We start from the raw sequence: 11,142 nt of genomic DNA, 5'->3' as shown, positions 1-11,142 counted from the left end.
GGGAGCTACCGGGACAGTCGTGGGTTTCGTGACCGGACTGGGAGAATTGCTGGGTTACGGCGTACGGCTGTTTTCCGGTTATCTAAGTGACCGTACGGGGAAATACTGGCCGATTACAATACTGGGTTATTTTCTCAACCTCCTGGCGGTTCCTTTCCTGGCCCTGGCAGGTAACTGGCAGCTGGCAGCAGGTTTGATGATTGCGGAAAGAGTGGGCAAGGCCATCCGTACTCCTGCCCGTGATGCCATGCTTTCTCATGCCACTTCGGAAGTTGGGAGAGGACGGGGATTTGGCCTCCACGAAGCTCTCGATCAAATTGGCGCCATTACCGGTCCTTTAATTGTGGCCCTGGTACTACACTTTTTAAAAGGCAATTATAAAGCAGGATTTGCCGTCTTAGTGGTACCGGCTTCCGTAGCGTTAATAATCCTCATCGCTGCCAGGATTTTATATCCGGTCCCACGAGAGCTGGAGGCGGCTCCCATCATGGTAGGAGGTAAAGGTTTACCGGCAAAATTCTGGCTCTACCTGGCTGCCGCTGCCCTCATAGCGGCCGGCTATGTTGATTATCCTTTAATTGCCTTCCACCTGGGTAAGACTTCTCCGATTTCCCCAGGCTGGATTCCAGTACTTTACGCTATAGCAATGGCAGCCGATGCCCTGGCAGCTTTAATTTTTGGATACCTGTTTGACCGTACCGGGATCAGAATTCTCGTCATAGCTGCACTGATCTCATCTTTATGCGCACCCTTAGTGTTCTTTGGGAGCTTCATAATGGTTGTAACAGGGATGGTCATCTGGGGTATTGGCATGGGGGCACAGGAATCCGTTTTAAGGGCAGCCATTGCCGGTATGGTTCCCCCCGATAAGCGGGGGACTGCTTACGGGGTGTTCAATACCGGGTACGGCCTGTTCTGGTTCCTGGGCAGCGCCCTGATGGGGATTTTATATGACCTGTCGGTGGGGTATGTAGTGGCATTTTCGGTGATAGTTCAGTTGTTAACAGTACCAGTTATGCTTTGTGTAGCGAAACGCAACAACTTAAAAAATACTGCCCAATAACCATTTGGGCTGCGGTTGTCCCTTTAAAGAGAAGACCGCTTGATCTGGCCATGATGTTCCTGCCGCCTCCTTCTCCGGGCCTCCCGGCCGCCGCGAGAACCCGACATTCCAGACAGGACCACCGCTGCAGCCAGGTTGCGTCTCGAAAGCAGGGGACATTGCAGGGGCGGCAGCCCGTAGAAGGTGTAAAAATGCCCGGCGCTTTTTGTTCAGCACCGGGCTTTTTTGCTTACGCCACAGGCGCGGTGAATTGTTACCCTGCCGACCCCGGCCAGGCAATTAACGATACTTACGCCGTCTGGCCGCTTCGGATTTTTTCTTGCGCCGCACACTGGGTTTTTCATAATGCTCATGCCGTCTTGCTTCAGCTAAAACGCCGGCTTTCTGACAGGAACGCTTGAAGCGACGGAGGGCACTATCCAGCGTCTCATTCTTACCAACACGTACTTCTGGCACTGCTCTTTTCCCTCCCTCCGCCAGGCTGTAAGGCTGTTCATGTATCGCAAAAACCTCCAACCCGAAATTGCAAATACCCTGTTATTATAGCCCGCCTTCCAAAGTTACGTCAACTAACCCGGTGGCCACTGCAGCGCTCTACCCCCCAGCAAATGATAATGAATATGGAAGATCAGCTGGCCCGCATCCTCCTTACAGTTGCTGACCAACCGAAACCCTTTCTCTTCCAGGTTCAACTGCCGGGCAACCCGGGCTGCCGCCAGCTGAACACGGCCTATGACAGCGATGTCTTCATCCGTCAGGTCAAAAAAAGTCGGTATATGTTTTTTGGGAATGAGCAAGAGGTGGACGGGAGCGGCCGGGTGGATATCTTTAAAGGCCATCACATGTTCATCTTCATAAACTATCTCCGCGGGGATCTCCCTGTTTGCGATTTTGCAGAAAATGCAATCCTTCACCATGCCACCTCCCTCCCGCACATAGTGACAACGATATTTTATTCAACATTAAAAGAATTAAATCCTTCCGGTTTCAACTAAATTATCATGCCTTTTAAGTCCGTACCTTCCATGCCTCCAACCCGCACCGTTACCAGCTCACCGACAGGATTATTCCGGGCCGGGAAGATTACCCGCAGGTAATTATCGGTAAGACCGGCGAAGTAGCCATCTTTTTCCTGTAACCCCTCTTCCACAAGCACCTGTACCTGCCGCCCAATATGCCCGGCGGCAAAGGAGCGGGCGAGTTCATCTCCCAGGGCGATCAGCCGTCGGCTCCGGGCTTCTTTGACCGGAGCACTTATCTGGTCGGGGAAGGATGCGGCAGCCGTACCCTGGCGGGGGGAATATTTGAAAACATGCAGGCGGGCAAAAGCCATCTCGCGCACGAAATTAAAGGTGCTTTCAAACTGGTCGTCAGTTTCCCCGGGGAAACCGACAATAATATCGGTAGTGATTGCTATACCGGGTATACGCTCTCTCAACCTCCGGACCAGCCCGCGGAACCACCCCGTGGTATAGTGACGGCGCATACGGGCCAGCACCGTATCGTCGCCACTTTGCAGGGGGATATGCAGGTGGCGGCAGACATTGGTTCTTTCAGCCATTATGTCTACCAGTTCATCCGTAATGTCCACCGGTTCCACTGAACTGAGGCGCAGGCGTACCAGACCCGGAATTTCAGTCAAGCGTTCAACTAGGCCGGCCAGGTCCAGGCCGCCGGGCCGGTCCTGGCCGTAGGCCCCTATATGAATGCCGGTGAGCACCAGTTCTTTAAAGCCGCTGGCCACCAGCCTGCCGGCTTCGGTCAGGACATTTTCGGGATCCCTGCTGCGCAAGGGGCCTCGGGCGTAGGGAATAATGCAGTAGGCGCAATAATTATTGCAGCCTTCCTGGATTTTTAAAAATGCTCGAATGCGGGAAGGCAGTGCCGGTACGGGCAGTTCCTCGTAATCCCGGTCAGCAAAAACGTCCCGCACCACGGCCACCGGCCCTTCCGTACGGCTTTCCAGTTCCTCCACCAGATCTACAATGCGGGATTTGTCCCTCGTGCCCACCACCAGGTCCACACCTGGTATGGAGAGCACCTCTTCCGGCGAAATCTGGGCGTAACAGCCGGTTACCACCACGCGGGCATGAGGGTTGCTTCGCGTTGCCCGCCGGATGAGCTGCCTCGACTTCCGGTCCCCCAGGTGGGTAACCGTACAGGTGTTGATGACATAGATATCCGCCGGTTCGCTGAAGTCCACCACTTTATAGCCCCTCTCCCGGAACAGGGTGGCCAGGGCCGCCGATTCATATTGGTTGACCTTGCACCCCAGGGTGGCCAGGGCTACAGTCCTGGGCACTGTCCTTTCACCCCCTGCTGCTGATTTCACCGGCCTTTACCCGCGCCGGATGTCCACCGAGGTCCCCCAGCTCATAAAGAACCATGGTGACTGCCGCCAGTCCCGCCGTTTCCGTACGCAGGATGCGCGGCCCCAGGGTAACGGAGAGCACGCCCTTTTCTCTGGCCATGGCAACTTCCCCGGAAGTAAACCCGCCCTCGGGACCGATAAAGACAAACACTTCCCTGCAGGACCGCCCTCTGAGGACCCTTTTCAGGGTCAGCTCCCGTTCTTCTTCCCAGGGCATCAGGGCCAGAGCACCGGGGGAAATGAGGTCGAGCACTGCCGACAGGTCCATAACCTCGGTAACCCGGGGCACTATCGCCCGGCGGGACTGCTTGGCCGCTTCCATCGCAATCCGCTGCCAGCGCTGCTGGCGTTCCCTGGCCTTTAATGGGTTGAGCCGGACCACAGAACGGTGACAGGCTAGAGGAATCACACGGGATACGCCCAGTTCGGTACTCTTTTGTATAATTATGTCCATTTTTTCGCCCCTGGCAAGCCCCTGAACCAGGGTCACCATGAGGGGAGCTTCTCCCCCGGGGATGAATTTCTCCAGGACAACCCCTTCCACTGTATGACCGGCGGTACGTGTCAACCTCACCCGGTACCCCATGCCCTGCCCATCCATAACCGTTATCAGGTCCCCGGGGCCCAGGCGCAGGACCCGGGAAATATGCACCACATCCGGTCCGGTGATGGTCACCCGGTCCCCGGTTATCTGTTCCGGGGGGACAAAGAAATAACCTATGGCCGGCACCCCCCACGGGCCAGCAGGGCGTGCCAGTCGCCACTGCAGCGCCGGTCAATGATCTCAAAACCGTGCGTATGAAGCGTACGGACGACATCTTGTTCCCGTCCCTCGATGATACCAGAAGCAATAAAAAGGCCGGCAGGCTTTAGAATATCCCGCACCTGGGTAACCAGGCGCATAATCACATCGGCCACGATATTGGCCACCACCACATCCACGGGGCCTTCAACTCCTGCCAGCAGATCGCCGCGCATGACCTCCACCAGGTCCTTGACCCGGTTTTGTTCCACATTCCGCCTGGCAGCCTCCACGGCCACCGGGTCGTTGTCCACCGCTACCACGCGGCTGGCACCCAGCAGGGCGGCAGCAATGGCCAGGATCCCCGAACCGGTGCCTGCATCCACCACTACTTCCCCGCCGGCCAGGATATCCTCCAGCAAGGCCAGACAAAGGCGCGTGCTGGGGTGGGTGCCGCAGCCAAAAGCCATTCCCGGGTCCATTTCTATCACCACCTGTCCCGGCAGGGGCCTGTATTCTTCCCAGGCAGGTTTCACCACCAGTTTTCTGCCCACGCAAACAGGTCTATAGTAGACCTTCCAGGAATTGGCCCAATCCTCTTCCCTGATCTCTCTGGTGTTTATGATAAAGACATCCCGACCTTCCACAAGAGCAAGCCGTTCTTTCAGGGCAGCCAGATGGGCGCCCAAATTTTCATCCACGGGCAGGTATGCTTTTACAACCGGCTCGCGCGGCAGGGATAGAGGATCCAGGGCCACCTCGTCCTGCGGCCGCTGCAAATATAAAGAAAATAGGGCGGGGTCCTCAATGGCCACCCCGCCGGTACCCAGCTCAATAAAGATATTGCTTACCGCCTCCACCCACTCGGGAGGCGTAGTAACAGCAATTTCCAGCCAATGCAAGTGGACCGGCCTCCTATTAACCCATAAAGGCATCCCTGACTTTATCAAAGAAACCTTTTTCAACCCCGACCGGATTTTCACCGCTTAACCGGGCGAACTGGCGTAACAGCTTCTTCTGTTCTTCGGTAAGCCTGGTGGGGACCATCACCTTGACCCGTACCAGCTGGTCACCCCGCCCGTACCCGCTCAAATCCGGAATGCCTTTCCCCCGCAGGCGGAAAACGGTACCATGCTGGGTGCCCTCGGGAATACGTACAGTCGCTTTGCCTTCAAGGGTGGGCACTTCCACCTCATCCCCCAGGGCAGCCTGAGCAAAAGAGATGGGGAGTTCCATAATCACATCATTGCCCTCACGCTTAAAGATCTTGTGGGGCCGGACACGGATGTAAATATACAGGTCTCCCGGCGGACCACCCCTCAAACCCGGCTCTCCCTCGCCGGCCACCCGCAACCTCGTCCCATCATCCACACCGGCAGGGATCTTAACGTGGATGGTACGCGTGCGGCGGACCTGCCCGCTCCCGTGACAGCTTGCACACGGCTTTTCGATAATGCGGCCTGCACCACGGCAACGGTCGCAGGTACGCGACTGGATAATACGCCCGAAAGGCGTACTCTGGGCAAATTGAATCTGTCCGGTGCCCCCGCACACGGGACAGGTTACGGGACGGGTCCCGGGAGCGGCGCCGGTACCGCCACAGGTGCTGCAGGGCTCCATGCGCGGCACCCGGATATCCTTCTCCAGGCCAAAGGCAGCCTCTTTAAAGGAAATTTCCAGATCCACCCGGATATCCTCGCCTTTTTCTGGACCGCGCCTGTGCCGGGTCGACCCGCCAAAAAACATGTCGAAGATATCCCCAAGGCCTCCAAAATCGGTACCAAAGCCGCCAAAACCGCCAAACCCCTCGAACCCGCCGAATCCTTGATTACCGGTGGCGGCATGGCCAAAGCGGTCATACTGAGCCCTTTTCTCCGGGTCGCTCAAAACTTCATAGGCTTCATTTATTTCCTTAAATTTGGCCTCCGCATCCTTATCGTTGGGATTGGCGTCGGGGTGGTACTGCCGGGCCAGTTTGCGGTAGGCTTTTTTTATTTCTTCCTGCGTGGCTTCCCGGGATACTCCCAGGATTTCGTAGTAGTCACGCTTTGCCATGGCGTTACCACCACCTGACTGTACCTTACTTATATTGCCAGACGGCTCCTCACAACAACGCAAACCTGGCCGGTAGTCGCTTTCGATGAACTACCGGCCAGAGAGCCCAAATTGCGACGCAAAACGCATCCGCCAGTATTATACAACATTTTGACGTCTAATGCCAATTACTTCTGATCGTCTTTGACCTCGTAATCGGCATCGACCACTTTTTCGCCGCCGGAAGCAGAAGTGCCGCTGCCACCGGCCTGGGCCTGCTGTGCATGCTGCTGGTAGAGGAGAGCTGACAATTCATAAAGGGGCTTCGTCAGCTCATCGATGCGGGACTTGATAAGCTGCATGTCCTTGCCGCCCAGGGCATCTCTCAGCTTCTCGACGGCCTTTTTCACTTCTTCCACTTTGGCCCTGTCAGCCCTGTCCCCCAGGTCTTTAATGGTCTTTTCAGCCTGGTAAATCATGCTGTCAGCCTGGTTCCGCAGTTCCGCCTCTTCTTTACGCCTGCGGTCTTCCTCGGCATGTCTTTCCGCATCCTTCACCATGCGCTGGATTTCTTCCTCCGACAGCCGGGAGGTACCGCTTATGGTAATGCTCTGAGCCTTGCCGGTGGCCAGATCCTTGGCGGAGACATGTACAATACCGTTTACGTCAATATCAAACTTAACTTCGATTTGTGGTACTCCCCTCGGCGCAGGTGGAATACCGGTCAGGGTAAACCGCCCCAGGGTCTTGTTGTCCGCCGCCATCGGGCGTTCGCCCTGGAGCACATGGATCTCCACCGTAGTCTGGCCATCGGCGGCGGTGGTGAAGATCTGGCTCTTGGAAGTGGGAATAGTGGTATTCCGTTCAATGATCTTGGTGAAGACGCCGCCCAGGGTTTCAATGCCCAGGGAGAGGGGCGTTACGTCCAGAAGCAGTACATCCTTGACCTCGCCGGCCAGCACTGCAGCCTGGATGGCTGCTCCAATGGCCACACACTCGTCCGGGTTGATCCCCTTGTAGGGCTCCTTGCCCAGGAACTTGCGGATGGCTTCCTGGACCGCCGGGATCCGCGTGGAACCACCCACCAGGATCACCTTGTGGATATCCTTTGGTTCCAGACCCGCATCCGCCAGCGCCTGCCGGGTGGGGCCCATGGTCATCTCCACCAGGTCGGCGGTCAGTTCTTCAAATTTGGCCCTGGTAAGGGTCACATCCAGGTGCTTGGGACCGCTGGCATCGGCGGAAATAAAGGGCAGGTTGATATTGGTGGTTGTAACACTGCTCAGTTCAATTTTAGCCTTTTCCGCAGCCTCCTTCAGCCGCTGCATGGCCATACGGTCGTTGCGCAGGTCAATGCCCGTCTCTTTCTTGAACTGCTCGATCAGCCAGTCCATAATCCGCTGGTCGAAGTCGTCACCGCCCAGGCGGTTGTTCCCGCTTGTAGCCTTCACTTCAAAGACGCCGTCGCCCAGCTCCAGAATGGATACGTCGAAAGTACCTCCACCCAGGTCGAACACCAGGATGGTCTGGTCCTCCTCCTTGTCCAGCCCGTAGGCCAGGGCGGCAGCAGTAGGCTCGTTGATAATACGCAGCACCTCAAGGCCGGCAATACGGCCGGCGTCCTTGGTGGCCTGACGCTGGGAATCGGTAAAATAAGCGGGGACGGTAATGACCGCCTTTTCCACCTTTTCCCCCAGGTAGGCCTCCGCGTCAGCTTTTAGTTTTTGCAGAATCATGGCTGAGATTTCCTCGGGCGTATATTCCTTATCGTCAATCTTTACCCTGTAATTGGTACCCATGTGCCGTTTAATAGACCTGATGGTACGTTCCGGGTTGCTTACGGCCTGGCGCTTGGCCAGCTGGCCGACCAGGCGCTCGCCAGTTTTGGTAAAACCAACCACCGATGGAGTAATACGCTCTCCTTCGGCGTTTGGAATAACGATCACCTCGCCGCCTTCCATAACGGCCATACAGGAGTTGGTAGTACCAAGGTCAATGCCTATAACTTTGCCCATGTTTATTTCCCTCCTTGTTAGACACTGCTGGTCTGGTTGTTATCTGTGTTGTTTTCTTTTTCCTCTTGCTTCTGCTCCTCCGGCCGGGACAAAGCGCGGGCCACCTTCACCATGGCCGGCCGCAACAGCCGGTCCTTGAAATAATAACCCCGGCGCAGCTCCTCCATAACGGTGTTGTCGGGATAAGCATCGGTCTCTTCCTGCATGATTGCCTCGTGTTTGGCCGGATCAAAAGGCTCATTTACCGCTGGTACGGGAGAGAGTCCCTCTCTGGTAAGTATCTCCTTAAACTGGCGGTAGATCATTTCCACCCCCGCCACCACGCGGGCGGGGTCCTCCTCCCGGGCCGCCAGTGCCCGCTCAAAATTGTCCAGCACGGATAAAAGCTCCGTCACCAGAGGCTGGGAAGCATATTTAAACCATTCCTCCCGCTCTCTGTTTACACGGCGCCGGTAGTTTTCAAAATCAGCCTGCATCCTCGCCAGACGCTCGAAATATTCACGGGCCAGGGCCGTTTGTTCGGCCAGGCGCTGTTGCAGCTCCTTAACATCAACTTCCTGTCCGGGTCCACCCTCCTGCTGCTCCTCACCCGCAGGGGTATTCCGGGCATCCTCACGGGATTCCCCCGCCGGCGGACTTTCCTGAGCGTCAGCACCGGAAGGGTTGGTCCCTTCAGTCTCTATATTTTGAGCCTTTATATCAGGAGTTTTTTTCTCTTCCATCTCAGTCACCTCGCCAGTTATACGTCCACGACCTGTTTCGGGTTAACCTCCCTGTCCTCCCGTTTCTTGATTATGGTATCTATCCTTAAAATGGCTTCGGCAATCTCCCCGGCAGCTTTAAACGCGTAAGTTTTCACCAGCACGGGGTCGACGACACCCAGCTCATACATATCCGCCACCTGGCCCGTATCGCAGTCCACGGCCAGGGCATCGTTCCCCGTCTCCACCTGGGCCGCCATGACATCACCAATCTTTTCCAGTGGATTAAATCCTGCATTAGCCACAATCTGGGCCAGGGGGCGCTTTAAGGCTTCCACCACGCAATCAACCCCGTAGACGGTCATGCCTCGCATTGAGGCCCGGAGCTTCTCCACTTCCCGGGCTACGGCCAGCTCCAGAGCCCCTCCTCCGGGGACAACTCCTCCCCTCACAGCCGCCTGTACGGCCGAAGCTGCATCCCTGGCAATACGCTCTCTTTCCCCCACGACCTCAGCCGTAGCGGCCCCCACCAGGACGGTGGCCATAGGCTTTCCGGCACCATCCTGGATCCATACCTGCTCCAGCTTTTCATCATGAAAAACCCGCCGGCAACGGCCGAGACACCGGCTGACCTGTTCCAGGTCCTTCTTCAACCCGGTACGCTTGATCATCCGCGCCCCGGTGTGTTCGGCCACGCGGCGCAGCTCCTTGTTGGCCACTCTCTGTATGACCATGATACCGGCATCGGTAAGCATTTCCTCGGCAACGTCATGGACGCCCCGGTCGACCAGCACAAGCCCTACCTGCATGTTTATGATTTTCTGTATGTTTTCCCGGAACTGGTCCTGCAACTCCAGGTAACGGGCGAAGCCCGCCTCGGTGGCCAGGGCTTCCTCCTCTATTTCCTCCGGCTCCAGAGCATCATCAATTACCAGCACACTCACATCCGTCAGTTCCCGCGGCATCTGGCGGTTCATGGGCTCCTTGTTCACAATCACGCCCATGAATACCTGGTTATCCGCCCCTTCTTCAGCCACAACCGTATCAGAAAAACGAAAAGCCCTGTCCAGGAGTTTTTCCCTGCCAATCATCCTGGCTGCCTGAACCACCAGGGCTGCAATATCCTCGTGACCCCGGCCGGCCACCAGGGCAACCTGATAGATTAACGGGTCATCCAGGTCAGCTACCGACCTGGCCTTTTGCGTCATAACTTCCAGGCCCCTCTTAACTCCCGCCCGGATACCTTCGATAACCCGGGCTACTGGCACTCCCCGGGCCACCTGTTCCACCCCGGCACCAACCATGGCCCCGGCCATTACGGTGGCGGTAGTGGTACCATCACCAATCTCCTCCTGCTGTGCCCTGGCAATATTGATCATCATGCGTGCCGCAGGATGATTGGCTTCCATCATGGTAAGGATGGTTACACCATCATTGGTGATCACCACTTCGCCAAATTTATCCACCAGCATGGTATCCAGGCCTTTCGGCCCCAGGGTACCCTCGACCGCCGAAGCAATGGCGCGAATGGCGTTGGCATTGGTAACCAGAGCCGCCAGCCGCTCATCGACTTCCGTACCCGTGCTGGCCTGTTGTTTGAGACTCAAAACCTGCTCCCCCTTATTTGTCCCCGCCACCCAGGAGATCTTCCAGAGCACGGGAAAGGTTTTTGGTTAAATGCTCCACTACGGTGACCACCCTGGCGTAGTCCATCCGGGTCGGACCCAGGACGCCAATAGAGCCGACGGGCCTCCCCTTTAACCGGTAGGTGGCCACGACCATACTGCAGTTGCTCATCTGCCGGCAGCGGATCTCCCGTCCGATGCGGACGGTAACGCCTTCCTTGCCGACGTCGTCAGCCAACAAATTGCAAAGGAGGCTTTCCTGTTCCAGCAGGCTGAGCAAGGTCTTAACTTTTTCCACATTATGAAATTCGGGTTGGTTCAATATGTTAAGAATACCGCCGAGATATATCCTTTCCTCGGGCTGCCTGCTCAGGCTGTCCTGCAGCAGTTCCATGGCCAGTTCAATAATATGCTTATGCTTGACCAGTTCATAGTAAATTTCCTTCACCAGGGTGAGCTTGATACTGTCCATGGTGCGGCCCTGAAGTTTGGCATTCAGCACCGCCGAGATGGTTTCCAGGTCTTCCGAAGTTATGCCGGCTGGTATATCGATAATCCGGTGGTGTACGGTACCGCTATCCATAATAGCGA

At 56.4% G+C, this 11,142-nt stretch carries 10 protein-coding genes and 1 pseudogene; 1 reads left to right on the top strand and 10 read right to left on the bottom strand.

Annotated features, from left to right (window positions below; all coding sequences use genetic code 11):
* A partial coding sequence (locus ACPLUI_RS06070) for an MFS transporter (RefSeq protein ID WP_424659379.1) occupies nt 1-1,063 on the top strand: 1,063 nt, incomplete at its 5' end.
* 279 nt (nt 1,064-1,342) lie between these two features.
* Here ACPLUI_RS06070 and rpsU read toward each other — a convergent pair.
* From rpsU to ACPLUI_RS06020, 10 genes and pseudogenes are all read right to left on the bottom strand, one after another.
* A complete protein-coding gene (rpsU, locus tag ACPLUI_RS06065) occupies nt 1,343-1,519 on the bottom strand; it encodes a 30S ribosomal protein S21 (RefSeq protein WP_013823688.1) in 177 nt (58 codons plus the stop codon).
* A gap of 113 nt (nt 1,520-1,632) precedes the next feature.
* Complete coding sequence (locus tag ACPLUI_RS06060; protein WP_424659380.1) at nt 1,633-1,977, bottom strand: histidine triad nucleotide-binding protein; 345 nt, start codon at nt 1,975-1,977, stop codon at nt 1,633-1,635.
* Between the two features lie 77 nt (nt 1,978-2,054).
* Nucleotides 2,055-3,365, bottom strand: a complete 1,311-nt coding sequence (mtaB, locus tag ACPLUI_RS06055; protein ID WP_424659378.1) for a tRNA (N(6)-L-threonylcarbamoyladenosine(37)-C(2))-methylthiotransferase MtaB — start codon at nt 3,363-3,365, stop codon at nt 2,055-2,057.
* Nucleotides 3,366-3,372: 7 nt separating this feature from the next.
* The gene (locus ACPLUI_RS06050; protein ID WP_424659377.1) at nt 3,373-4,164 is read right to left on the bottom strand and encodes a 16S rRNA (uracil(1498)-N(3))-methyltransferase; all 792 of its coding nucleotides are present in this window, start codon (nt 4,162-4,164) and stop codon (nt 3,373-3,375) included.
* A complete protein-coding gene (gene prmA / locus ACPLUI_RS06045; RefSeq protein WP_424659376.1) occupies nt 4,152-5,078 on the bottom strand; it encodes a 50S ribosomal protein L11 methyltransferase in 927 nt (308 codons plus the stop codon). The genes ACPLUI_RS06050 and prmA overlap by 13 nt, the downstream gene beginning before the upstream one ends.
* A 16-nt stretch (nt 5,079-5,094) precedes the next feature.
* Entirely contained in the window at nt 5,095-6,231 is a 1,137-nt protein-coding gene (gene dnaJ / locus ACPLUI_RS06040; protein WP_424659375.1) for a molecular chaperone DnaJ, read from the bottom strand.
* A gap of 167 nt (nt 6,232-6,398) precedes the next feature.
* Nucleotides 6,399-8,225: a molecular chaperone DnaK gene (gene dnaK, locus ACPLUI_RS06035; RefSeq protein WP_424659374.1), complete on the bottom strand. Its 1,827-nt coding sequence runs from the start codon at nt 8,223-8,225 to the stop codon at nt 6,399-6,401.
* Nucleotides 8,226-8,242: 17 nt separating this feature from the next.
* Nucleotides 8,243-8,947, bottom strand: a complete 705-nt coding sequence (gene grpE / locus ACPLUI_RS06030) for a nucleotide exchange factor GrpE (RefSeq protein WP_424659373.1) — start codon at nt 8,945-8,947, stop codon at nt 8,243-8,245.
* Between the two features lie 17 nt (nt 8,948-8,964).
* The gene (locus ACPLUI_RS06025; RefSeq protein ID WP_424659372.1) at nt 8,965-10,533 is read right to left on the bottom strand and encodes a TCP-1/cpn60 chaperonin family protein; all 1,569 of its coding nucleotides are present in this window, start codon (nt 10,531-10,533) and stop codon (nt 8,965-8,967) included.
* Between the two features lie 13 nt (nt 10,534-10,546).
* Nucleotides 10,547-11,142: pseudogene (locus ACPLUI_RS06020) on the bottom strand (heat-inducible transcriptional repressor HrcA); the annotation flags it as partial.

The sequence above is a fragment of the Desulfofundulus sp. genome, assembly GCF_049701015.1.
Taxonomy (GTDB): Bacteria; Bacillota; Desulfotomaculia; order Desulfotomaculales; family Desulfovirgulaceae; genus Desulfofundulus.
This window is presented reverse-complemented; position numbering and strand designations above follow the sequence as displayed.

Coding starts and splice junctions, on each gene's coding strand:
- dnaJ (WP_424659375.1), bottom strand. CDS start 6,231: ATGGCAAAGCGTGACTACTACGAAATCCTGGGAGTATCCCGGGAAGCC.
- dnaK (WP_424659374.1), bottom strand. CDS start 8,225: ATGGGCAAAGTTATAGGCATTGACCTTGGTACTACCAACTCCTGTATG.
- grpE (WP_424659373.1), bottom strand. CDS start 8,947: ATGGAAGAGAAAAAAACTCCTGATATAAAGGCTCAAAATATAGAGACT.